The following is a 24,759-nucleotide window of genomic DNA, read 5'->3' on the forward strand; positions in this document are numbered from 1 at the left end:
ACACGGTCCATAGTTGCGCAGAGCCCTCCGCTGTTCTGCGGCGTCGCATCTGCCTGCGTTCGTGACTATCGTTGCAGGCCAATATGATGATGGCTCAGCTGTTCTGAACCTGTTTCTGAAATCAGATAGTTGTGCTCGAAACGCATTCCGCCGACTCCAGGAATGTAACAACCGGGCTCCAGTGTCACTACGTCTCCGGCCATCAGGGTATCGTTGCTTTCGGATACGAGCACCGGAGGTTCCGGATGTTCCATGCCGAGCCCATGTCCTGCGTGGTGAGCAAGCGGACCGAAGCCCCAGCGTTCCAGGACTTCGGAAGCTGCGGCCCAGATGTCACGGCATCGCATGCCTTCTTTCAGAAGACTGGCCGCCTGATTCAGGGCCTCCTGACACGCGTCAAATTGCTTGATTTGCTGCGTCGAAGGAGTTCCAACGCAGATGGTGTTGGTGAAGTCACTGCGATAGCCATGAATCACAACGCTGTAGTCCAGAATAAACAAGTCGCCGGACTTCAGGCGATAGTCCGTCGGGTGCCCGCCCGCTTTGTGCAGGTCTGCATTGGTCGCACGGAAGTCACCGTAGACGATGCACGGGCAGCCTGCCGCCTGTTGAGCCGCCTTCTGAACTTCGAGATAGACCTCAAATTCGCTGACGCCTTCCCGTACCACCTCAAATGCTTGCGCGTGTCCGGCCTCGCCGGCCTTCATACATCGACGCAGAAGTTCAATTTCATCGGCATGCTTGACGCGACGCAGCTTCCTGATGATATCACCCAGCGTGCCGGGTTGATTTGTCTGAACATCCACCAGTTGCCACTCAGCCTGTTCAGCAACAGTGGCTGCGACCATCTCAGAAACGCCTTCCGGCTCCAGAATTCCGGGTGATGACGACCAGATGTCTTCGACATCCTGAAGGGCAGCACACAAGCTGTCATCGCGGTTTGTCACCGAGTACTTGTGTGTGTACCAGGGAATTACGATTTCCTGATCCACAAAATACTCAACTGTGGCGGATCGCTTTGTGAAATTGTCCGTCAGCAGAATGGCACTTCCCGCGCGGGTCAACAGAAGCAGAGATCGTTGATCTGCCGAGAAACTGATTGGGTTGACCCGAAAATTGCTGAAGTACTGAACGTGCCGAGGGTCACCGATTAGCAGCCACTGAGCATTGCCCGGAATGTGGCTCCAGAGTTTCCTGCAGCGTTCTTTACAACCGTTATGCGTAAGCATTTTCCGAATCCATGTGGCCCGTGTTGAGCCCGCTTGCAGATTGCCATTCTGAATTCAGCCAGAATGGTGTCATGCTGCCCGTGAAAGACGTTGCCCGCGAAGGACGTTGCCCGCGAAGAGGATCTGATTAGTGGATGCCCTGAGCGGCCAGCCAGCGTTCGCAGTCGAGCGCTGCCATGCATCCGCTTCCGGCGGCAGTGATTGCCTGTCGGTAGTGGTCGTCGGCGACGTCTCCGGCAGCGAACACACCTTCGACACTGGTGTCGGTGCGGTGCGATTTCGGCCAGACAACATAACCCTTTTCGTTTGTCTGAAGTTGTCCGTTCAGGAAGTCCGTGTTCGGCGTGTGACCGATTGCCGCAAAGTATCCGGTTGCCTGCAGCTCCTCTGTTTTGCTTTCGTCCTGTGTGCTTCGAATTCGAACGCCCGTCACGCCCTTTTCATCGTTACCAAGCACTTCATCGATGACGGAGTTCCATTTGATATCAATCTTCGGGTTCTCGATGACACGATCGGCCATAATTTTGCTGGCTCGAAACGAGTCGCGACGATGCACGAGGTAAACAACGGAGGCGAATTTGGTCAGGTAAGTGGCCTCTTCCATCGCGCTGTCACCGCCGCCCACCACCACGACGGGCTGATCGCGGAAACGAGGCAGCGCACCGTCGCACACGGCACAGGCTGACACGCCCATGTTCTTGAACTTTTCCTCCGATGGCAGTCCCAGGTAGTTGGCTCGTGCACCGGTCGCAATGATGATGGAATGGCTTTCGAATTCGTCGCCACCCAGTGACTTCAGCTTGAAGGGTCGCTGGGACAGGTCGACTTCGACGATATCGTCCGTCTTGACCCGCGTGCCAAAGTTGGTGGCCTGCTGTCGCATCAGTTCCATCAATTCCGGGCCTGTCACACCACGATGGACATACCAGCTTCCACCGTGGGTTTTCAGGTGCGGTACGTATTCTTCGCGGATTTTGTTCCGCGCACCCACCTCCATGTTGGCCATGTATTTGAACTTGTCAGCCGCAATTGCCGAGCTGATGTAAGGGCCCAGATTACCGAAAGGAAACCCCGGGAAGTTCTCCACTTCCGTTGTCAGCGATAATTGACCGAGCGGCAGAGTGCCCTTTACCCGGTTTTCCTCCGTAAAGGCTCCTTCGTAGACGACTGGCTGAAGTGTTGCCCTCGCTGCATAAATAGCAGCGGTCCATCCTGCAGGGCCTGATCCAATAATCGTGACGCGTTCGGTCATGGTGCCATCTGTTCCTGAAACAAGTTCGCTGTGCGTTTGACGTCCATCTGTCGTCGGGTCGACCGCTGCTTCAGCCCGTCACAATCGGGAACCAGCTGGCAGATCGGTCAGAGCGGGAACTTACCTGAGGATCCGCCCGGGAACAACCTGACCGAGGGGTCCCTGTGTTCGTCTATTCATTCCGGGGAAACCTTCCAGAACATTCTGACGCCTGTACGTTGGGCGATCACGACGACATTCGGCATTTGCATCACAGTCGCGACCATTCCGTTCAAAACAATGGCTTGCTCAGGTTGAAGTCTGCCGAAAGCGGCGAAACAATGATCTCGATGAAGTTCTTTTGTCGATTCCTGACTCTTGAAACAGAGGTCTGAAATGCGTTGGGTCGTGACTGTGTTGTGTGTTCTCGGGATGTCATCGCTTCATGCGGAGATCAAAACAGAGGTTGTCGAGTATAAAGATGGCGATGTGACCCTGCAGGGGTTTGTTGCCTGGAACTCTGACAAGACAGATGCATCGCCCGGAGTCCTGGTCGTGCACCAGTGGACAGGTCTGACGGACTACGAAAAAGGGCGATGCCGGCAGCTGGCAGAACTGGGTTACGTTGCGTTCGCGGCCGATATCTACGGCAAAGGCATTCGCCCCGAAAGTATGCAGGACGCAGCCGCAAAGTCCGGTATTTACAAGAACGATCGAAAACTTTATCGCCGCCGCCTGAATCTGGGGCTGGATCAGCTGAAGGCTCGTCCAGGTGTGGCCGCGAACCAGCTCGGCGCAATTGGGTACTGTTTTGGCGGGACCGGCGTTCTTGAACTGGCTCGGAGCGGCGCGAAAGTCGCCGGTGTTGTCAGTTTTCATGGGGGCCTTGATTCACCGGAACCAGAGGCCGGTCAGAATATCAAGTGTTCGATACTGGTCTGCCACGGTGCAGATGATCCCTTTGTTCCCGCGGCCGACATCGATGCTTTTAAAGCCGAGTTGAATGCTGCCAATGTCGACTGGCAAATGGATATCTATTCCGGCGCAGTTCACTCATTCACACAGTCGATGGCGGGTAACGATAATTCCCGCGGAGCAGCCTACAATAAAAAGGCAGACCTGCGATCCTGGTCGGCAATGAAATCGTTCTTCGACGAAGTGCTGCAATAAACATCGAACTTGCTGATCGATCCTTCCGGGTTGTGAAACGCAGGAAAGCAGCCTGGCACTTGCTGCGCCAGGCTGCTGATTTCGGTGCATTTCCGTTTGACAGTGAAACCGTCGTACTACCGTTCGTGCCACCAAAACTGGTGAAGCAGAACCGTCACGAAATTTTCGTCCCGGTGAATTCTGCTCCCTGGCGATCCACATCGTCTTCAGCATCAGCCTGAACGGTCCTGAGAAAGCCTGCTACGGTCATCGTCTTTTCAAAGTCGACCGCAAGGCTCTGATTGCTGGTCCCCGGTCGCTCCGGGCTGCAACGGTCCCCTGGTCAACGTGTTCCGGCTACCGAATCGGTTCGCAGTCGGACGTCGTTGCTGCTGGAAATCTGACCAGACAAATTCACTGTCGAACTCGCGTAAAGCCGCAGGTCTTCGGAGGCCAGATCAACGGCGGCGATGGAACGGGCGATTTCTGTTTGAACGTCTGCCGGCGCCAATATGGCAGCGTCAACGAGTTCGCCTTCAATTTCATCAAGCTCGTTCATCGCCGATACGGCGGTAATCGTGGCATCCTCTACGGTTCCGTTCAGCGCTGGCGCGAATGATTCCTGCAGAGCGGCCAATTGGTCCTGCGTCGAACGAAGAGTCGCGGCTGCCGTGGCACTCGTTTGGTCGGATGTCCTTCCAATCGTGTCTGAAGCTGCTTTGAGCTGCTGGCTGACTCGGGCAATTGTTGCGGATGTATTCGGTTGAATTCCCTCGACCGTATTTGTCGTTAACAGCGTTGCATAGTCGCGAACGGTCGCCGCCTCTCCAAATACGCTGCTGATCCTGGCACGCACCGGAGGTGCCGCCTGGCGGGCAGCAATCATCATACGCGCCTGAATCATGGCCGCATTTTCACGAACCATCGCCGCGTTGTCTAATTGATCGACGGCCAGTGCCGCGGCCGAGTTGTGCAGACCTTGTGCGTCATTCATCGCGGCCGAAATCTGGGTGTTGACTGTTGCCGTGGCATCTTCAGGAATTTCATTGATGGATGTCATCAGCTTCTGGCTGACCTGCTGCACGGAGACGACCGCCTGTTGAGTGACAGGACCAATGGCGGCATCATTTACCTTAGCCATGGAAGTGATTTCCGACTGCACGGCGATCGTGTTGGCCAGTGCTGCATTGACATCCGTTGAAGCTTGTCCCGATGCCTGCAATCCCAGAGATTCCAGACTGGCTCTTACTTTGCTGGCCTCACTGATCACAAAACGGATCTGGTCCGCAGTGAGACCCTTTCCTGATTCTGCAGCTGCGCTGGTTGTCTTTTGAAGACTGGCAATGCTGTCATTCAGAGATGATACTCGTTCGGTCACCCCTGCAATCCCACTATCGGTCAGTCGGCCGAGAGTTTCAGAAAGGCCCGATACGTGTTGATTCAGCTGACTGACCTGACTCGTCGCTTTTTGAGAGTCGGTCGCTGATATGTTCGCACTAAGATGCTGTGATGCAGGCAGGGTGACATTCAAAGTCTTCTGCACACCACTGCGATTGATGAGCACCGCCACATCGCTCCCGGCGTTCGCGGTTGTGGCAGCCAGAAAATCGTTGCGAGACTGAACGGAAGTCCCATTGATGCTGACAATCTGATCGCCCGTCTTTAAGCCGGCATCTGCTCCGGCAAAACCATCAAAGACTTTCGTGACGGTTACCCCGTCATCATCGACTTTGTAAGCAGTTCCCAGCGCAGATCGTGTTTCACCGTCTGCATCGAGGCTCACCCAATCCTGTTTTCCTTTGCGATCCACCATCACCCAGGCATGACCGGTTGATGATAAAGCGGTTGCCAGATCTGCCTGAAACTGAGCGACTGATTTCACCCACTGACGGTCTACGGCCAGAATTTCGTCGCCCGATTTAAATCCGGCCTTCGCCGCCAGCGTGCCTGCTTTCACCTCTTGTATTTTCAGGCTCTTTCCTGTCGTATCGACAGAAAAGCCCACGTTTCCATTTGCTCCCAGGCCCTGAATCGTTTGCCCGGAAATCACAAGAGGCAGATTCGTGCCATGCAACTTGCTGCCTACTGCAGGAGCCTGATAACGGCTGACCGCGTTTGCGGGACCTGTCGTGGCGGCTGCCGCTGCCCCAACAGACGTCGATGATCTATCGACCGTTTTCCCAACAGAATCGACCGTGCGACCCGTGGAATTGCCGATCTGCCCGGCCGCTCGAGTCGTATTGCCCACAGAATTTGAAGCCTGGTTCGTGAGCCCGCCAATTTGTCCGGTGACCGAATTCAGATTGCCTCCGACAGTCGGCCGGGCAGGATTTGGGACTTGTGGAACACTGCCACCAAGTCCGGGCAGTGAGCCTGTTACGTTCCCTGTTGGGACTCCTTTTCCGCCGGGAATCGTCAATTGGGCCATCGCATCAACTTCCATTGTGAGCAACAGGCCAAGGGCAAGTGTGTTGACTCGCCAGAGTTGAATTTTCCTGTTCGACATCTTTCCTCTCCGCAGTTGAGTCATAGAAGAAGAGGCGACACCATGTCGGCCCCCTCATTACGTTGAGTGATCGTTACGCAAACCTCATACCGGTCGATGGAATCGATCTTCCTGAACGCTTTGTCATGTCGATCAACAGTGATTTCAGCCGATCAACAACAGCCCTTATTTGCGTTGGAGTTGCCAGATCCATTTCCGCAGGTCCGGTTGGGGACGGATACGCCACCGTGTTCTGGAAGCGCATCGACCGGTCTGATTCCCCAGCAGGCAACCGCAGCGATTCATGCGGACAGAAAGACCGAAAGGAAAGTCGATGGCCTGTTCATGCAGGAACGACGCTGCTGAAGTATCGTCCCGGGGTAATGCCGATTGCTCTCAACGGTAACTGGAAGGGTCCGCTGATTCGGCCGCCTGGCTTTCGAGTAAGGATTCAATTACTCAGCACATAAGCCAGTGATCGAGTTGCAGGGAACTGACGGCACACGGTGACGAAAATCGCGAGCATCGGAACGGCAAGAATCGCTCCGCCGAAGCCCCAGAGCCAGGTCCAGTAAGTGATGCTCAGGATGACAATCAGCGGGTTCAGACTCATTGATTTTCCAAGGATCGCGGGTGTAACCAGATTACCTTCGATGGCAGACAGCAACAGATACAGCGCGGGTGCAAGGCAGGCGTAAAGACTGGACTCAAATGAGAACAGGCAGACCAGCAAAAGAACTCCGGCCCCGACTAGTGCACCAAGATACGGAAGGAAGTTGAGCCCCGCTGCCATCGCGCCCCAGAGAGCTGCATTGGGAACACCGACGGCCATGCAGGCAACAGCAACGCAGATTCCGAGGCATGCATTGATCAGGGATACCGTTAACAAATAACGGGATACGCTTTTCTCTACAGCCGTAATCGTTGTACCGCTGTCACCATTCTGAGGTCGCGAAGAAAGCACCTCAGCGATACGCGTCAGAATGGATTCACCCTGAGCAAGAAAAAAGAACGACAGAACACCGCAGAGAATGGTTCCGGCTCCAAGCTGCCACGTTGAACTCAGCATTTCGGACAACAGCGAAGGAGGCTTTACAACGACAGACTGTGGGTCATCAGGATCCCGTTTCTTTGAAGTCGATTGTTCAACAACATCGCTCAGACTTTCAGATGCATCCTGCACAGCTTTCAGTGGAGCCTGAATTGGTTCCAGCTTTCGTTCCAGCTGACGCAGTCGGAAGCCAATTGGGGCTCGATTTAACCAGGCAGATGCCGGAGCCAGCAATTCAGAACTGAGCCATGCGGTGAGCGCGATGAACACTGCCAGTGTCATCAGGGCAGCGATCGATTCGGGGATCCTGAACATTGACAGGCGGCGAACGATGGGACGCAGGGCGAGCGCGATCACCATGGCTGCGGCTACCGGAAGCATAATAGCTTCTGCCAGGTGAAGAAAATGCGTTAGTGCAAGCAACGAAATGCACGCGAGGAACCAGGGAACGAGTGGATGGGTCGGTCTTGATGAAAAAGGCTGCCAGGTGAATCGCTGTCCCGTTTCCTGCACTGGTGATGCGGGCATGTTTTCGTTGCAGACGATCATCTTAACCTCGTTTCATGCGACGGACAGCTTTCCGTATTCACTGTGCATCTCGTCGGCCTGGTGTAACGTAAGGGAGAACGAGACAGCGCTCGCCTACCAGGGCTTGATTTTCCAACCGACGATGATGCCGATGCCAAGACACCAAAGTGCGGCGACATCGGGTTTCTGACCAGCGTACCTGCGCAGATAGCACATCAGATCATTTGCCGGGCGCAGTTCGTTTGTTCGAACGGCACGACGTGTATTGGCTTGAGTACTACCGAAAGGTTTGGTTGAGGCATTGGCGTTTACGTTCATGTTCGTTTTCCTTTTCCGGGATAACAATTTCCGGGATAACAATGGATCCGGTTTGGCTGCCAATCATCAGGCATCAGGTGCTCTGAGCGTATCAGTTGCCCGTCAAACGCTTCTTCAGCCACAGAACATTGCGATTGAGTTCGGCTATGGAGCGTGACAGAGGCTGCAGTTTTCCGTGGAGTGCCCTGTACCCGAAGATTGCCATTGTGGAGGCAGGGACAAGACCGACGGCCAGTGCGACGACGAAAGCAGAGAACCACATGGGCCAGGCCTGCCACGCCGACAGGCCTGAGGCAAGACCGAATAACAACAGTGGCAGACAGGATAACCCCAGAATAAGTCCAAGGATGATGCCAAGCAGGGGCAAGACGGTACCTGTGCGTACCAGCATCCAGTCGTGCTTCAAGAGCTGCCCCTGTAATTCCAGGAGCGTAATGCTGTCGTGAACAAGGTTTCGAATGCCCGGGCGGGATTTCGTGTCGTGGTCTGCATTCGACTGTGGAGCGATGCTGTCCATGGCGTTGTCACCTCCTTCGCTTCATGAAGAAGCCCATACAGATGCCAAGAGCGGCTCCTGCGATCAGTACCGCCATGGGATAGTTTCGCGCGGTCTGCCGGACCTTCAGGCTTGCGGCTTCGAGAAGCTCCTGACTCGGATGCAGCGAGCGCGTTGGCAGGGAGCCATCCAGGCTTTCTCCATCGCTCTGCGGTATCCGGTGCTTGATTCGGTTAATCATTGTTCTCGGTTCCTGTTGAACGGCAGGGGCGACCTGAAGCATGCTTGCTCTGCTTCGGGTAACTGCCACCGGACTTTGATGCCATCTGTGAAGCGACGTACTGAATGCCGTGGGCAACCACGGATCGGATCAGCATCGAAGAAATCGAACGAAGAACAGTGCCTGCAGGACCGGTTTCCGGCGTCGCCGATCCCGATGCCTTTGCGGATGCTTTGTGGGTATCCCCGGAATCGGTTCCTGCATCCTTCCGACCGACCGATGGAACTGTAAGGTACCCGGCGAAAGCAGATAAAGACGCGCTGAGAATGGGCGCCCTGGCTACGAGGCATCGCCAGTCGGTGACCTCCTGAGCCTGCCTGACAATGCCGCTCAGGTCACGATTGATTTCACGCCGAATCGCGGACATCTTCTGGCAGATGGCGTCGCCGTCGGAGTCTGTTTCTAACAGCGGCGAGTTTTTCATGACCGTCTATTTCCCAGCGTCAGACCCAGCACCGCGCCGGCGATCAGTCCGGCGCCGAAGCAGACCGCGATGGATTCGCCGGGCCGCCGCTTGATGGTCTCTTTCGCTGAAGTCAGGCCGTCCATTACCGCCGCCTGGGCTGCGTCGTATTGTTCATTCGCTGCTTCGTTGAGGCAGGCTGCATTTGAACGCAGTCTTTCGGCAGCCGAGTGAAGCATCGAGGCTCCATCATCAATCGTGGCTTCGACAAACGCTTCGATGCTTTCCTTTGATTCACCCGTTCGCTTCTGAACGATGCCGACCAGACGGTCAAAACTTCCCTGTACAGCAGCAAGATCGTCGTCTGTCAGCTTGCCCCATTTTTCCTTCATCGCACCCTTGATGATGTTCCAGTGTCCGCGTAATTCCTGTTGGCTGATCATTGTGTTTCTCCATCTGTCTGAGCATAAGAGGTGAATTCACACCTTTGCGGTGTGACTGCCAGACTTCGAATGCAGCAACTGTGCCAAAGTCGTTTCGCCGCAGAAACCACGGCGTTCTGGGGATGAGGAATGGGAACGATCGGGGTGTGAACGACCGCGCTGGTCCTCCATCGTTCGAAAACCTGGTATGCCCGACAGTTCGGCAAAAGCGTTCGGTTACAACGCAAATTCAGAGATTTGTCGTCCCGGTCCTGGAGTTGAAAGATCCACCCCGGGGCTTTGGCACGCCGATTGTATTACGACGACCAAAGCACGATGACTCAGGCATGCCCGTGACCCTGCGGCGGATTCAGCAGTCCCTGAAGAAAGGAACCTGATGCATCAGGCAGGGATCGTGAATGGCGGTCGGAACCTGCTTCATTCACGTTTCGGGTTGCTGTCCGATTGGTCTTCAACGGCTCGTCATGTCAGGCCAGCAACCTGCAACGCAAGTGTGTAGATGGAATAGGTATCCAGAACCTGATCATTTGACTCAAACAGTTGTCGGACCGCTCTTTTATGGACTTTCATTTTCAGGCCGCCGACACCGAGAGCTCCGTAGCAAATAACGCCCGAGTGATCCGTGGCCTTGTCTGTGACGCCGACGTCAGCGATTCCAACTGGAGGGACGGCATTCAGATCAATAGCGACCTGCAGGACAGACAGCCGCTGCAGAGCACCTTCCGGCAGGAAGCACGTCCCGGCTGCTCCGGCTGCTACAAGAAGGTTCTTGTTCTGAGACACCTGTTCGAATTCATCGTGCGAAACTGCGACCGCTGGTGTCAGACGAGCATTTGGTAAGCGCTGAAGGATTGCGTTGCAGGCTGCCTGAGCTCGATCCATTGTGCGGGAGACGATTGTTACGTGAGCTTTCTCCATGGCGAGGAGTTCTGCAACTCTCAGCCCGACCGGCCCGGTTGCTCCAAGAACAACTGCTGAAGCATCAGCAAGTGGAATGTGCTTCTTCGCCGAAGCGATTGCCGCTGCCGCTGTCGTGTTGCAGCCATTCGAATCCATCATCACCGAGACTCGCATCGGTCCGAAGAAGATCGACTGCACTTTTTTCATCAACCGTTCGGCATCGGCAACCTGACTACCACCGACAAAGATCGCCGTATTCTTCAGGTCTGCAGGTCCCCGGGTGAACATGGTGCCATGGATGAGGCCTGTCACGTTCTCGCACGTCACGCTACCGTAGCTGAAGAGCTGTTCGACATCCGAGTCAACAGCGACAACCCGGTCAAAGACGGCTGGATGATGGTCGGTATCGAGCTGAACGAGAATCTTGTTCATGATTGAGCCTATGGATTCCTTTTCGTGATGAGATACGCTTTGATCCGGCAGTTTACCGTTCTGATTCGTTCCTCACACCCATCTGCGTGATTGAACCTGCTGTGCCGGATACTGCCGCAATTCTGGGATTCGCTCTGGCCAGCTTTTGCATTTCGGTTTCGCCAGGCCCAAGTTGGCTGTACGTGATTTCGACGACTGTTTCATTCGGAATCCGCCATGGGCTGGTTGCCGTGGCCGGAAACGGAACGGGCATCCTGTGTCATGCCACTGCAACATCAATGGGGCTCGCACTGCTGGTAAAGCAATCTGCGACGGGATGGATGTTGCTGAAGATGGCGGGAGCTGCCTGGCTGATCTGGCTGGGAATAAAGTTGCTTCGACAAACCCGCCTGCCTGCCGACTCCAAGCCGAAAATGCGATCTGGTTCTCTGTGGCAGACATGGAAGGATGGCTGTCTTGTGAATCTGCTGAACCCAAAGGTGCCGGTGTTGATGCTGGCGCTGATGCCGCAGTTTGTGGATGTTTCGAGTGGTCAGCTGCGAAGCCAGATTTTTCTGCTGGGTTGCGTCCATCTCTTGATTGCCAGTGCCATTCTTGGCACGTTGGTTTTCATTTCTTCCGCCAGCGCTTCGCGCGCAGATCAATCACAATGGTTTCAGACCTGGTTCCAGCGGGGCGCAGGTTTTGTCATGATAGTCCTCGGCATTCTTCTGGCATGTGAACAGGGGCCGTCCTGATTTTTGCCGTCAGCCGAAACACATTACGGGAACTTTGATTGTGCGGGCGTCCGAAAGGAACCACCCCACATTCGATGAGGACAGAAAGGCGAGGCATGCGATCACCACATTTCACGCATCTTCACAGTCGAAGAACCGCCATCGGCTCGATTACGCGGCTGATGACCGCAAGCGGTTTGGCGACGCTCCTGAAAGGAACACACGTGATGGCTTTTGACTCGACCGATCTGGAGAAGCAGGTTTCCAGGGCCCTTGATGTGCTGGCGATGTCCGTGGAAAAGAAGCAGGTACGGGCCGCAAGTCTGTTTGTGCAACAGAAGGATCAGCAGTTTCAGGGGCATTTTGGTGCGGCGAAGTCCGAGGATGCTTCTTACCTGCTCGGGTCAATCTCGAAGCCGATTGCATTAACCGCGCTGATGCGATTGTACGATCAGGAGTTATTTCAACTGGACGATCCGGTACAGAAACATCTGCCTGAATTTGTGGGCGGCGATCGAAGCCGGATCACAGTTCGTCATCTGCTGACGCATGTCTCCGGGTTGCCGGATCAGCTGCCCAACAATGCGCAGCTTCGGGCAAGTCATGCAAAGCTCTCCGACTTTGTCGCCGGTGCGATGAAGGTGGATGTTGGATTTGAACCAGGCACAAGGTACGAGTACTCAAGCATGGGCATTCTTCTTGCGGCTGAAATTGCACAGCGGCTGTCCGGTCTTGATATCAGACGCCTTGTGAACGAAACAGTGATTGCACCCCTGGGTATGCAGAATTCGGCGTTGGGTAAGGGCCGGCTTCGCGATGATCAGATGATGCAGTGTCAGACCGAGTTCGGCGCCGTTGAATCTGGCGCGGGGGCGCCAGACGCGAAGAAGTGGGACTGGAACAGTGATTTCTGGCGAAGTCTGGGAGCACCCTGGGGCGGCCTGCACGCATCCGCAAAAGATGTCGGATTGTATCTGGGTTCATTTCTGGCTCCTGACGGCCGTGTTCTGAAGCCTGAGACCGCCCGCATGATGGTCCGCAACCACAATCCTGCGGGTCTGGAGTCGCGAGGGCTGGCATTTGATGTGGCGATGGAATCCCACTGCGAGAGATGTTCCGGGGAGACGTTCGGACACACAGGATCGACCGGAACAATTGCCTGGGCGGATCCTCATCGAGACCTGATCTGCGTCGTGCTGACAACTCTTCCTGCGCGGGCACTGCCCAACGGAGAACATCCAAGACAATTGGCCTCCAATCACATCGCAGCAGCTCTGTAAAGGCAACTGGACGGACTGTCTTTGGCTCAACCGTCTTTGGCTCAACCATTGCGGCGGCAGCAGGGATCGGAAGCGGTTTCTTAACCCGTTGGAAAACAGTGGTCAGTCGTCGTCATCGCTGGCGGCTTCTAACAAATCGATGAACTCGTCAGATAGTCCGGCCTGCCTCCTGGCGTCCCGCTGGAACAATGTTCCGCGTGCTTTTGATGGACGAATGGGCCAGCGAAGACTGGCTCTCCAGGCGTCCCAGTCGGATTGTCCCGGCGGTTTGAGCTGTCGCAACCAGTGCAGGCCGAATTCCACGTGGCGAATTTCATCCTTATGGATGGCCCTCATGATGGCCGCGCTTCGGCGGTCGCCAGCCGCCACGAAATACTGTTCAAATTCAACACTGTGATCCAGGTTAGCGCCTTCGAAGACCAGTGGCAAACCAGCGCAGTACTCCATGATACTGGTGTATTCCTGAGCTTTCTGCCAGATCCACGCGTTCACGGGGTAGTCTCCGAACTGGATCCCCAGTTCCTCACAACGCTGGACGTGCATGCGAGTGTGACGCTGCTCATCAAACATCACGTGAGCCATTCCCATACGGAATTCGGAAGGAGCATCGGGGAAGGCGAGCAGGATCATCGCCATCACCTCCAGCGCCTGGAGTTCGTGATTTGCCATGATGTGGTGGGCGATGGCTCGCTTTGCCGGATCGATCAGGGCCGCTGCCTTGGGCATTGGCGGGGCTGTTCGGCGTTTTCCGAACTGGAGGTTCGGGGGCCGGGTCGGTTTTTCAACGCGGTGAGGTTCGCCGGGACATACATCCGAGAGCGGCTCTGTGATCCGGGTGATTTTTTCGGCCAGTGTTTCCGTCAACAGGACTTGTTCCGCGAATGTGCGCAGTTCCATAAATTCCACTAGCCTGCATTCCGACTGGATGCGGAGGAATCGCGGAATTGTCGGAGGTCCTGAGCCGTCATCGAGCCGCTGTGGATGGCGGTTGCGACGAGCGCGCTATTGGCCCCCGCTTCTTCCAGTTGCATCAGGTGTGTGGTAGTTCGAACTCCACCACCGGCAGTAATCTGAGCGTCGGGCAGTTGCCGCCGCAGTTCACGGCAGGAGTCCAGTGTCGAAAGGCCTCGTCCTGTCCCCACGGCCGACAGATCCAGCAGAATGAACTGGTCGATTCCTGTTTCAGCGACCATCAGGCCAAGCTGAGTGGGCGAAACATCCCGCCAGGATGAGTTCCTTGTGACCAGATGGCCGGCTTTCAGATCAATACTAAAAATGAATCGCTCTGACCCGTATGTGTCGATGATCTGTCGAAGCAGGTCGATGTCTTCGACGGTTTCAGAACCAAGGATGATGTGATCCGGCTGAAGTTCCAGCAGTCGACCAACGTCATCCGTTGTTCGAACCCCAACGTCCACCAGAATGGAAGCTCCCACCTGGCGAAGCTTGATCAGCAGATCGACATTGACCGGGCCTCCTTCCAGCGCGTCGATGTCGGCGATGTAGCATCGTTCGATGCCGAATCGCCGTTTCATCACGGTTAGAATTCGAACGGGGTCACTGCTGTCTGTGATCGCGCTTTGCACCGGGCGGTAGAACTCACGAAGGCCACCGACTGCATGGACGGCCTGACCGTCCTTGATATCAATCACCGGAATGACGTGCATAACATTGAGTCCACAAGTGTTCAAATCAATCGGTAATGGCCGGTTTCAGGCTCTGAGTGAATCAGGAACTATGAACTGGCAGGTTCGTCTGGTCTCGAATGATCGCCCGAATCGGAGGCATTTGCTGTCGGTTCAGGGACTGTCGGTTCGGATGAATTGTCCTGGATGTATGACTTTTCTTTGTAGAAATAGCCAACGGGGATGAAAAGAATCGCGGCGTAAAACGCTGCTTTTGTCCAGAAGTCGAAGTAAGCAGCACCTTCAAGCTTGTCCTGCCCACCAACTGTAATGTCGTAGTCGACGACGGTTTTTGCGTTGTTTCCGCGGGCCTTCTCAACTTCATCGCGGCCCTCTGGTCCCTTGACTTCGATGATGCGTTTCTCCAGCCAGTCATATTCTGCCGGCGCTTCTGTGGATCCCGTGCTGGCTCGACTGACCGCGCCCACAAGGACGACGTCCCATTGTGTCTGGGGTGTTTTATCTGCACCTGCTGTCGCGATGCGGAATTGATTCCTCGTAATTTGCTGATATTTGAGGGCACCGCCGAAGGAGTCCCGGAGTTCGTCGATGATTTTTTGTCCTTCGCTGTCCGATGGCAGGGCGCGGCCTTCATCATCTGCTGCTGAGTTCATGAAGGCTTCCTGAATCCGATCGGCTGCCGTGGTCAGAACAGTGTTGTCTGTGGTGCTGACAGAGGTCATGCGGCCGTAGTCATCAAAACTCAGCTGTATGTCATCTTCGGTCCCGGCTTTCCCGTCGACTCCAAAGACGTTGATGGCTTTGCCGGGTTTGTCGCTGCCTTCAATGGCCGTTTCGGCCACCGACAACTTCCAATTGCCCAGAGTGGTATCGCTGGACACATCCAGTGAAGAAACCTCTGACGCGATCTGGTTCACACCGGGTGTCTGGATCGAATGGTTGACCCAACCTGTAAACAAGTTGCCTGCCGAAACGGAAAAGAGCCAAACGGCCATCACGACCGATTTCATGGTTTTTGGCGCCTGAGTGTAAGAGAACTCCAGGCCGGTGATTGAAATCATGATTTCTGCGCTGGTAAGCACCAGGTAGGCCCAGAGTTGCCATGCAATCGAGGGCGTTTCTCCCTGATCGATTAGACGCTGAGCCATCGTGATCAGGAGAAAGCTGGTGGCTGTCAGAAACAATCCGATCGAGATTTTACGGATCGGTGTCAGTTTGAAGACCTTGTCCACAGCCGGGTAAATCACAAACTGGAACAAGGGAATCAGTGCCATGACGAGGATCGGATTGACGACCTGAATCTGAGATTCGAGCCATTCAACACCGAGGAAGTTTCGATCCATGTTTTCGGCCTGAAGGACCCAGGATGAGCCGGTCTGATCAAACATTCCCCAAAAGACTGCCACGAAGGCATAAATAATGGTCAGCTTCAGCACCGCCATGATGCCTTCTTTGCTGAACGTTTCTTTGAAGAAATTCATGCCGCCGGGGGGGACATGGATGAAGACATGCCGCCCCATCCAGAACAGAAGTGTTGCCAGTGCCATCAGCACTCCGGGCACACCAAAGGCAACGTGGGGGCCGTACCATTTGAGCAGTACGGGCGTCAGGGCTGTCGAAACAGTCGATCCGAAATTGATGGAAAAGTAGAACCACTGGAAGACCTTGGTCATCAAATGGCTGTTTTTCCTTCCAAACTGATCACCGACATGTGCAGAGACACATGGCTTGATGCCCCCGCTGCCGAATGCGATCAGGAACAAGCCCGCCAGTAACCAGCCGGATGGCGTCATTCCTGGTCCGCCCATTAACGCCAGGGCAAGATGACCGATGCAGTAGACGATTGAAAGCCAGAGAATCGTGCGGTACTTGCCAACAAAGATGTCGGACAGAAGTGAGCCGAAGACCGGGAAGAAATAAGTCGCCGCAACAAAGTTGTGGTAGACCTCGTTGGCAGCCGCACCGGTCATTTCGGGCCCGGTTTGATTTTCGGACATCAGGTGAAGATACCTGGTCATGAAGACAACCAGGATGGTCCGCATCCCATAGAAACTAAATCGTTCGGCTGCCTCGTTCCCGATGATGTATTTGACGCCGCGTGGCAGTCCTGTTGTTTCTTCGGGGACGCTGAGGTAGTTGCTGGACATTCAAAAACGCTTTCAATAACGATGACAGCTGCTGATTTCAGCATTGCGAATTAAAAGGGCCAGTCTGCTCCGAGTGCCTGTTTCTGGAGAGCCGTTAACTGCCGGATCCCGTCTGTTGCCAAACCCAGTTGGGCCTGCAGTATTTCATAGTCAAAGGGTTCGCCTTCGGCGGTGCCCTGCACTTCGATGAACTTACCGCCACCCGTCATCACAACATTCATGTCGACTTCGGCGGTGCTGTCTTCGATGTAATCCAGGTCCAGTACAGGTTGGCCATTCACCACACCAGTACTGATGGCCGCGACATTGTCTTTTAAGATGGGTCGATCTGAAGGAAGCTGACGCACAGCTTCGCAAAGAGCAATGAAGCCACCGGTGATGCTTGTCGTTCGTGTGCCGCCATCCGCCTGCAATACATCGCAATCGATGACAATACTGTTCGCGCCAAGGGCTTCGAAATCGACGACGGCCCTCAGACTGCGCCCGATCAACCGCTGAATTTCTGTTGTTCGCCCATCGACCGATTTACGGTCCCTCTGTTTCCGCGGTGCGGTGCTGCCTGGCAGCATGTTGTATTCAGCGGTTACCCAGCCCAGGATTGGGTCGTTTTCTGTTCTGGGTCGACGCCACGGGGGCAGGTTGTTTTCGACACTGGCCGTGCACAGCACCATGGTCTGACCGCATTCGATCAACACACTTCCAGCAGAAGACTTTGTGAATCCCCGGCGAATATTGAAGGGACGAAGCTGGTTAGTCTGTCGATTGTCGTGACGTGGCATAGACTCAGGCTCAGTGAAGAAACGAGGCAGGCTTTGTGTTTTGGCTCAATTGCCACCTTGCGGCAAGTGGAACCTGACTATTTTTTGAGCAGCCAGGCAAACAATCCTCGTGCCAGATGCATTCGGTTTTCGGCCTGCCGAAAAACAATGCTGTAGTCCGCATCCATCACTTCATCCGTCACTTCCAGTCCGCGTTTTGCCGGAAGATCGTGCATAAACTTCACGTCCTTCGGAGCGTGACGCATCAGTTCCTGGTTGACCTGAAATGTTGCGAAAGCCTTCTTTCGACGTTCTGCTTCATCTTCCTGCCCCATGCTGGCCCAGACGTCCGTATAGACAACGGTCGCAGAAGAGACCGGAGTGATGGGGTCATGCGTGACTGCCGTCTGATGATTCGGATAGTGGTCGGTCAGCACCTTCATGAATTCCGCGGGGAATTCAAAGCCTCTGGGAGCAGCCAGCGTCATCCTCATGCCGCTCATTGCTGCAGCAATTGCCAGAGACATCGAAACGTTGTTTCCATCACCCACGAAAACCAGGTGCTGGTCACGCAGGGTACCGAAGGTCTCACGAATCGTCAGCAGGTCGGTCAGAGCCTGACAGGGATGTCGATCGTCCGAAAGACCATTGACGACAGGGCAGTTGGAATGGCGAGCAAAATCAACAATCAACTGATGCGAGAATGTCCGCATCGTGATGATATCGCTGAAAGAACTCAGGACTCGAGCGACGTCCGAAAGCGACTCTCGGCCATTCAGTCCGGCTTCGGCCGTTGTCATAAAGATGCCTGTGCCACCCAGATTTGCCATCGCAGCTTCAAAACTGTTCCGCGTTCGCAGTGATGGTTTTTCGAACAACTGAGCCAGGACCCGCCCGGGAAGCAGTTGCGGACGTTCGCCTTTCTGGTAAAGGCTCTTCAGCTCTGTCGCTCGGTCCAGGATTTCAAACAGCTGTCCTGGTGTCAGGTCAAATAGAGAGATGAGGTGTTTCATGGACATCCCGAAAAACAAAAACGACTGAGCGGTCCCTGTCAGGAACGACTCAGCCGGAGACGTATTGAAGGGGCGAAGTGTCTCAACTTTCCCTGCTGAGGTTAAGTCCGGTGTTCAAAAAATTCGTATCCCGCCACCATCCCCCAACACCGGCAAAAATCGCCGAAGCGTCCGTGAGGGCCAGTTTTGGGCATAGTCGGGCGATGGCTGGAGGTTAAATGGCCTGCGAATCCCTCGCTGGTCGCTGTCGACACAGCCCAAAAAACCAGAGCGAAAGGAATAATCGCTACAGATTCCCAAATTGCCAGACCGATACTACCGACAAGACCGTCATGGTGCGCGGAGTCTGTCGATGTGTATCGACGGGTTCAAATGTGCATCCGGACGTGGAAAGCCACTGTCGCAAGAGCCTCGACGGCTTCTGAAGGATGGATCAATGCGGATTCGGCACCTACTTACTTCTGCTGTGCCTGTAATGGTAATGCTGTTGACGAGCCTTTCAGCGCAGGCTCAATACGGTATGCCGAGTCCATCAGTCGGGCCGGCGTACTTCAACGGCTCACCCGGCTCCAGCGGAGTTGCACCGTCGCAGTTTCGGCCGAGTCCCGGAATTTCGCCTTTCGACCATATGTTCGATCAGACTTACAACAGCAACGGAATGTGGTTTCGAAACCAGACAAATGGTTTCGGCCCGTTCAACCACCCGCGAAAGTGGTCCTTCAACGTTGACTACACGCGAACAAAGACCAGAAAGCTGGCCGGATACATTGGGGCTGACAATGTTCAGACCTACCTGCAGCAAAACGACCCGGAGAATGACGGTGTCGTGACTGATGACTCCTTCTATCCGTATTTCGATGCCGCCCCGGCCAGCATCATCCCGCAGCTTACGAACAGCGGTATTCGATTGAGCGGTGGTTTTGACAACATTGACGGCTCCGGTTTCATGTTTCGAGCCGGATGGATGGCGGAGCGAACCGGTACCTTCAACGCCAGGGCTGCAGAACAGGCAAAACGAGTTGCCCTTGCGGACACCCTGCGAATGAACCGAACCGGTTTCAGAGAAGACCGATCGGGATTCAATCTGAACGGCCTTGATGATCTGTTTATTACAGAAACCTACCTGCTGGCTCCGGGCACTGTTTTTGATACGGCTGGTAATCAGATTTTTGCGAGAGCTCCGTCGTTCGGGACAACCTTCGACATCCTTGATCGCACTGTCATGAATCTGTACGGGCTGCCCATCCAGTACGGCTTTAACAACCTCTCACCGCAGCAGGGTTCAACGGTACCGTTTGACCTGCAGTATCTTGTGGAACATCGCCTGCAAACTCTGTACGCCGATGGCGACTGGGCTTTTGCACCGATCCTGGATCGTCGCGGCTTGACTGTTCGACCCATTGTGGGAGCTCGCTACACCTACATTGATGAAGGCTTTGGGTTTCGAGGAGCTTCGACGCTGTTGAGTTACGCTGGAAACGGCGACAACGATACTCCGATAACAGGTAAGGTGTTTCCCGTGAAGAACGGCGTGGACGAAGACGGCGACGGTATTCCGGACAACCCTGACGAAGAAGCAGCGACGACGTTTGTCGCCCCGATCGGTGTCGATGGTCTGGTTGCATACTCCCATCTGAATGCCGATGTAAGAACACATCTTGCTGGTCCTCAGATTGGTATGCAGTACGAAGTGGGCGACCGGAGTGGTGTTCGAATCAGTGGTGCAACACGGCTTGGTGCCTTTGCGAATAACGAAACCATTACCGTGTCCGGTGATAACATCGGAGATTTCATCGGCGTCGAAGTCACACCTGACCCGATCACTGGTGCCAACATCGCGACTGACATGTTCGATACGAATATTGCCAACGGGCCGACCCTGAACGCCTTCCGCGATACTCGCCGAAGCACTCACATCTCTCCGATGTTTGAACAGACATTCAATGCAGACATCCCACTGTTTCGAAATGTGCCTGTGCTGAAAGACATGTGGCAGCTGGATGATGCGAAACTGAATCTGGGATGGACGTTCGTCGCCATTGGTGAAGTTGCAGACCCCCAGGAATCTGTGAACTGGACCTCAAGCCCGATTTTTGGAATCACGCCAACAGCCCGGCCTGAGAGACATACCTTCTACCAGAATACGTTTAACATCGGTATCAACTGGAACTACTAAACAGTCCCTGATGGTGCACCGAATTCACCGACCAGCTGGAGAAAGCGATAATGCTCCAGCTGGTCGCGTTCATTCAGCAGTTCTCTTTCAGCGGAATGAGCTGGCATTTCTGTGAATCTTCCGAACCGGACCCCCCGGACCTTCTGGTGGAATTCCTTCCGGCCCGACTGACTGGGGGGTGGCACTTTCACTCGATCGATTCCGATTATGCTCGTCCGTCGTTTGAATCCATCCGGCACAGAACAATTTGCGACCTTCCTGAGTCTGATCCGAGAGGACGCAAATGTTGATCCTCCCAAAGAACTCTTGACCGACCCCGGTCATTCAACTCCGCTGGATGTGGAAGTGGATGCCGAGCCACGGCGGTTTCACTCGAGGTTTGAAGTGGGTGAGCATCTGGCAAGAATCCTGCGAGGGGATTCTGCTACGCTCAGAAACGATGCCGGATTCTGGAACTGGCTTTCACTTTGCTGGTTTGATGAACTTTGTCCGCACGTTCATGATCAGCGCCAGCCTGGTGAACAGGCTCGATGGATTGTTGAGCTGGAGAATCCTCGGAAGGCATGTCGGCACTTTCTCGCAGGCCCCTTTCAAATCTACTGGGCCCATCGCGATAACCCCCGCCGCGCGCTGTCGCTGCTTTGTGGTTCGCTCAGTCAGCCTGGTCCGCTGGTGACAACAATCGCAGCCAAGCCCTCTCTGGTGACCTGCAGGGCGGTTGTCGGAGCCGCGACTCGGCTGTACTACAATCATGCAACCGGAAAAAATCGCACGGGATTGACCGCAAAAACACCCGGCAGCCCGAAACGTTTTGCTGACATCCTCAGCCAGCTTGACCTGACCTGGGATCTGCATTCGCTGAGTGTCGAGGAACTGCTGGACTTGCTGCCACCGGAATTCGACCATTTTCACCGGAAGGACCCACCAGCGTCCTCGGGTCCAAGGCAATTGTCACTCCTGGACTAACCTAACAGCCAGTTGAGAAACGGACTGGCTTGAGCAGGAGACCTGAAAACACGATGGTGTCCAGTCGTCCTGCGTACCGTCCCGGTTTTTCAACGGACAGCGAACGTCACTCCCGGGCACAGTCTGACGAGCCTGACCGGAATGTGGTGGTGTATCACAGACGCCGGATATCACGGCCAGATGAATATCACAGGTAAATATCACAGGTAAATATTACAGGCAAATATTACAGGCCCGAAACGAAAATGGGCACCGGTGTGATACCGGTGCCGCGAGGGGACGCATCAATTAACCAGGGGAAGGGAGAAAGAGACAGGTGGGAAGAGAGGGGGAAAGGATGAAGAGGCACTTCAAGGGAGACAGGAATTGATGAAGTGCCGGTTGTCTCAGAGGAAAGTCGATGCGGTTTTTGAGCAGCGGGGAGCTGCCCGCGTAACAGTGTTCGGACTACTTGTTGTCTGCCAGAGAAAGCTTCGGGTCGCTGGAACGTCGATCCGAAAGGCGGCTCTCGTTGTAGGCACGAGCAACGTTCGTTCGACGCCAGCCAGTGGCTGAAGCCGTGCGAGCAGAGGTTGCTTCCTGCTTACGTTCGAAGCCGACGGTGTTGACTGGCTTCCGCTGCAGTTGAGCCGATGGAAAGAGCGGTAGTTCGTTGTTGGTTTCCGTAGCCGGGTCATCCCCTGGAAATGGACGTTCGAGGGAGGATCCACGAATCGGGTCCTCTGTTCGCTTAAAGCTGCTGTCGCTGGAACGAGGGTCTTCCGGAAATGGAACATTCTCTGTGGTTCGAGTCGAGCTGGATCCTCCACCAATAGTATCCGGCTTCGGTCCAAGGGCGGTTCTGGGTGCTTCCTCGATGATGGTTCCACCGAAGGCTGTCATCGCGCCACCGTAGTAGGGCGAATAAGCTGTGACGGGACCGTATCCACCACCATAGGCGACGGAAGTGCCAATGGGCACGGTGCGATAAGCCGTCTGCGGCCGCATGACGGTCACTTCTTCCTTGCGGTAAGCGAGCTTCTGCACAGGAACCCGTTCGACTTTCTTTTCAGCGACCATCTTCGTTTCGCTGACTGTGACGCGGCGAGTCCCCTGAACGGCAACCTGGCGAGTGACCGGCACGGTGCATGCCATCATGTTCGGAACGTATTCTCGCGATGTGGTGTAGTTAGGCATGAACGCGGTCTGCATTGAGTAGCCGGTTCGATTCAGCCACCCAATCACGCCGGGGCGAGGATCAACCTGGCAGGGCGAACATCGCATGATGGGTTGATATCGTGTGACCCAGCGACCGGCATCACGATTCACCGTGCGATACTCGGTTACGTTCTGGTACGACACTGTCGGCACTTCAACTTCGCGTTGTTGTGTGACAGGTCGCATCACGGTTACTTCGCGCTCTTCGTACGATGTTTCGTAATAAGGACGCTCGACTGTTTGCTTTTCACGAGTGTAGGTCGTGACCGGCACCGTCTGGTAGCAAGTCTGCATTACCGGTTGAATCGGTGTGCACGACGCTGCACCATAAGAAACGGGAGCAGGTGCGTAAGACACCGGAGCTGGTGCGGCAGTTCCACAACTTGAACAACCGCTTCCAGGATAGTACTGACCGACAGCAGTCGAACTGCTGCCAACAACCAGGGCCATGGCCACACTTGTGGCTAACGAGATTCTTCTGGACAGCATGAGCTTCTTCCCTGAAGAAGGTGTCACAAGCGCGCAGTCAGACAGTCCGTGCCTGTTTAGCGCGAGCGGGTGAGAAGACCGGTCCTTTGCTGGTTCAGTGTCGCCGTGCGATGGCGAGAATCTGAGATCCATCAAAGGATGATGAAAGGTAGGTTTGGCTGAACAATTCGTCCGGAGATCACCGGACCAGACGTCCCGCCTGAACAGCAGAAAGGTGTTTGGAAGAGCAACCAAGCGGCTCATTTTGCCGACCGATCACTCGCGTGAGGCGGTGATGTAATCCAAACCGAAGAAATGGGTCAAGACCTGTTAAAGTTTGAAACCGGATTCTTCGACGACCAAATCGAAATGGACTTCCGGACGACAGATTTGCATGGCTCTTTCGGCACATTCTGCCGCTGGCATCAAAACGATGCTGTTCATGCCGGTTCAAATACGGTCCTGGTCGTAATCTGTCGGCAGAAAACCGACTTATTTCTTGCCCATGGCTCGCTGTTGCCGGAAGAACTCCTGCAAAATCGCGCGACAGTCTTCCATCATCACGCCACCCAGAACAGCTGACTGGTGGTTGAGTCGGACGTCCGATGTAATCTGAAACAGAGAATGGCAGGCCCCGGCTTTGGGATCACTGGTTCCAAAAACAACATACGGAATTCGGGACTGCACAATGGCCCCCGCGCACATGGGGCAGGGTTCAAGCGTGACATAAAGCGTGCAGTCCAGTAATCGCCATGACCCCAGTACTTCTGCAGCCTGAGTGATCGCAATCATCTCCGCATGCGCCGTGGGATCGTTCAGCATTTCGCGCTGGTTGTAAGCTTCCGCAATCACTCGTTCCTGATGAACAATCACTGCACCAACCGGAACTTCATCCTGATCAAACGCCATGACCGCCTGGTCCAGTGCTTTCTTCATCCAGTACTCATGTGGCGCTAATGGGTTGATCGGAAGAAGGCCTGTCACTGATACGACTCTCCAGAAAAGAATGGTCCTGAAATACAGATCGGGACAGCCCGGAAGCGTACTGACTTTGTAAGAATTGCAACGGGAGATCGTTGTAAGAAATTCAAATTGCGCGGGTTTGATGGAAGCCCGTGAGAACATTTCAAAAACGTGCCAGCCTGTTCCTGGATTGCTAAATGCTTTGCACAAATGAATTTGCGTCGGGTCTTCTCTGATCGGTCGACGATTGCCGCGGTCAAAAAAGAGTTTTTGGCATCGAGGTTGCTTAATAGTTCCGGCGAGAGAGAGACACGGGCTCGGAGATGAGATCCCTTGAGCCCGCTATCGGCAGCCTTGAGAAAGCGGCCGAGTTGAAGAGAGAGAAGGTTCGCCTGAGAAACGAACCTGGAGAGAGAATGAGAGACAGAGCGATCCGCCTTTGTGGTCGCTCTTCAGAAAAAGGCCATCGGCATCAACCAGATCC

At 54.8% G+C, this 24,759-nt stretch carries 21 protein-coding genes and 1 pseudogene; 5 read left to right on the plus strand and 17 right to left on the minus strand.

The features are described 5' to 3' along the window. Window positions 1-65 precede the first annotated feature (65 nt). Window positions 66-1,229 carry a Xaa-Pro peptidase family protein gene (locus tag R3C20_11515; protein MEZ6041128.1) on the minus strand — a complete coding sequence of 388 codons (1,164 nt, stop codon included), beginning with the start codon at window positions 1,227-1,229 and terminating at the stop codon, window positions 66-68. A gap of 127 nt (window positions 1,230-1,356) precedes the next feature. Then, window positions 1,357-2,481 carry a thioredoxin-disulfide reductase gene (locus R3C20_11520; GenBank protein ID MEZ6041129.1) on the minus strand — a complete coding sequence of 375 codons (1,125 nt, stop codon included), beginning with the start codon at window positions 2,479-2,481 and terminating at the stop codon, window positions 1,357-1,359. Window positions 2,482-2,856: 375 nt separating this feature from the next. On the opposite strand from R3C20_11520, the gene R3C20_11525 reads away from it, so the two are divergent. Then, window positions 2,857-3,630, plus strand: coding sequence for a dienelactone hydrolase family protein (locus R3C20_11525; GenBank protein ID MEZ6041130.1), 774 nt, complete (start codon window positions 2,857-2,859; stop codon window positions 3,628-3,630). 322 nt (window positions 3,631-3,952) lie between these two features. On the opposite strand, the gene R3C20_11530 is transcribed toward R3C20_11525, so the two are convergent. From R3C20_11530 to R3C20_11565, 8 genes and pseudogenes are all read right to left on the minus strand, one after another. Next, the gene (locus tag R3C20_11530) at window positions 3,953-6,115 is read right to left on the minus strand and encodes a PDZ domain-containing protein (protein ID MEZ6041131.1); all 2,163 of its coding nucleotides are present in this window, start codon (window positions 6,113-6,115) and stop codon (window positions 3,953-3,955) included. A gap of 430 nt (window positions 6,116-6,545) precedes the next feature. Further along, entirely contained in the window at window positions 6,546-7,694 is a 1,149-nt protein-coding gene (locus R3C20_11535) for an AI-2E family transporter (protein ID MEZ6041132.1), read from the minus strand. A 93-nt stretch (window positions 7,695-7,787) separates the two neighbouring features. After that, window positions 7,788-7,991, minus strand: coding sequence for a hypothetical protein (locus R3C20_11540; GenBank protein ID MEZ6041133.1), 204 nt, complete (start codon window positions 7,989-7,991; stop codon window positions 7,788-7,790). 91 nt (window positions 7,992-8,082) lie between these two features. Continuing rightward, window positions 8,083-8,508, minus strand: a complete 426-nt coding sequence (locus R3C20_11545) for a phage holin family protein (GenBank protein ID MEZ6041134.1) — start codon at window positions 8,506-8,508, stop codon at window positions 8,083-8,085. 7 nt (window positions 8,509-8,515) lie between these two features. Then, a complete protein-coding gene (locus R3C20_11550; GenBank protein ID MEZ6041135.1) occupies window positions 8,516-8,728 on the minus strand; it encodes a hypothetical protein in 213 nt (70 codons plus the stop codon). Then, window positions 8,721-9,191 carry a hypothetical protein gene (locus R3C20_11555; protein MEZ6041136.1) on the minus strand — a complete coding sequence of 157 codons (471 nt, stop codon included), beginning with the start codon at window positions 9,189-9,191 and terminating at the stop codon, window positions 8,721-8,723. The genes R3C20_11550 and R3C20_11555 overlap by 8 nt, the downstream gene beginning before the upstream one ends. Before the next feature lie 263 nt (window positions 9,192-9,454). After that, window positions 9,455-9,610 (minus strand): annotated as a pseudogene (locus tag R3C20_11560) (CsbD family protein). A gap of 465 nt (window positions 9,611-10,075) precedes the next feature. Next, window positions 10,076-10,945: an NAD(P)-dependent methylenetetrahydromethanopterin dehydrogenase gene (locus R3C20_11565; protein ID MEZ6041137.1), complete on the minus strand. Its 870-nt coding sequence runs from the start codon at window positions 10,943-10,945 to the stop codon at window positions 10,076-10,078. A gap of 86 nt (window positions 10,946-11,031) precedes the next feature. On the opposite strand from R3C20_11565, the gene R3C20_11570 reads away from it, so the two are divergent. Continuing rightward, window positions 11,032-11,682, plus strand: coding sequence for a LysE family translocator (locus R3C20_11570; protein MEZ6041138.1), 651 nt, complete (start codon window positions 11,032-11,034; stop codon window positions 11,680-11,682). Between the two features lie 95 nt (window positions 11,683-11,777). After that, window positions 11,778-12,941 (plus strand): serine hydrolase domain-containing protein, encoded by a 1,164-nt coding sequence (locus R3C20_11575; protein ID MEZ6041139.1) that lies wholly within the window; start codon window positions 11,778-11,780, stop codon window positions 12,939-12,941. A 102-nt stretch (window positions 12,942-13,043) separates the two neighbouring features. Here the strand turns inward: R3C20_11575 and R3C20_11580 are convergent, their stop codons facing one another. From R3C20_11580 to argF, 5 genes are all read right to left on the minus strand, one after another. Continuing rightward, window positions 13,044-13,838 (minus strand): DUF455 family protein, encoded by a 795-nt coding sequence (locus R3C20_11580; protein ID MEZ6041140.1) that lies wholly within the window; start codon window positions 13,836-13,838, stop codon window positions 13,044-13,046. 8 nt (window positions 13,839-13,846) lie between these two features. Further along, window positions 13,847-14,608 carry a HisA/HisF-related TIM barrel protein gene (locus R3C20_11585; GenBank protein MEZ6041141.1) on the minus strand — a complete coding sequence of 254 codons (762 nt, stop codon included), beginning with the start codon at window positions 14,606-14,608 and terminating at the stop codon, window positions 13,847-13,849. 68 nt (window positions 14,609-14,676) lie between these two features. Continuing rightward, window positions 14,677-16,734 carry a POT family MFS transporter gene (locus R3C20_11590; protein MEZ6041142.1) on the minus strand — a complete coding sequence of 686 codons (2,058 nt, stop codon included), beginning with the start codon at window positions 16,732-16,734 and terminating at the stop codon, window positions 14,677-14,679. A gap of 50 nt (window positions 16,735-16,784) precedes the next feature. Next, entirely contained in the window at window positions 16,785-17,513 is a 729-nt protein-coding gene (gene rph, locus R3C20_11595; protein ID MEZ6041143.1) for a ribonuclease PH, read from the minus strand. A 77-nt stretch (window positions 17,514-17,590) separates the two neighbouring features. Continuing rightward, window positions 17,591-18,505, minus strand: a complete 915-nt coding sequence (argF, locus tag R3C20_11600) for an ornithine carbamoyltransferase (GenBank protein MEZ6041144.1) — start codon at window positions 18,503-18,505, stop codon at window positions 17,591-17,593. A gap of 466 nt (window positions 18,506-18,971) precedes the next feature. Between argF and R3C20_11605 the strand changes: the two genes are divergently transcribed. Both R3C20_11605 and R3C20_11610 read left to right on the plus strand, forming a co-directional pair. Next, entirely contained in the window at window positions 18,972-20,681 is a 1,710-nt protein-coding gene (locus R3C20_11605) for a hypothetical protein (GenBank protein ID MEZ6041145.1), read from the plus strand. A gap of 207 nt (window positions 20,682-20,888) precedes the next feature. After that, window positions 20,889-21,647, plus strand: coding sequence for a hypothetical protein (locus R3C20_11610; protein ID MEZ6041146.1), 759 nt, complete (start codon window positions 20,889-20,891; stop codon window positions 21,645-21,647). Window positions 21,648-22,094: 447 nt separating this feature from the next. On the opposite strand, the gene R3C20_11615 is transcribed toward R3C20_11610, so the two are convergent. Together R3C20_11615 and tadA are read right to left on the minus strand one after the other, a co-directional pair. After that, complete coding sequence (locus R3C20_11615; protein MEZ6041147.1) at window positions 22,095-23,333, minus strand: hypothetical protein; 1,239 nt, start codon at window positions 23,331-23,333, stop codon at window positions 22,095-22,097. A 471-nt stretch (window positions 23,334-23,804) separates the two neighbouring features. Further along, window positions 23,805-24,296, minus strand: a complete 492-nt coding sequence (gene tadA / locus R3C20_11620) for a tRNA adenosine(34) deaminase TadA (protein ID MEZ6041148.1) — start codon at window positions 24,294-24,296, stop codon at window positions 23,805-23,807. Window positions 24,297-24,759: the final 463 nt, after the last annotated feature.

Source organism: Planctomycetaceae bacterium (genome assembly GCA_041398825.1).
Lineage (GTDB): Bacteria > Planctomycetota > Planctomycetia > Planctomycetales > Planctomycetaceae > F1-80-MAGs062.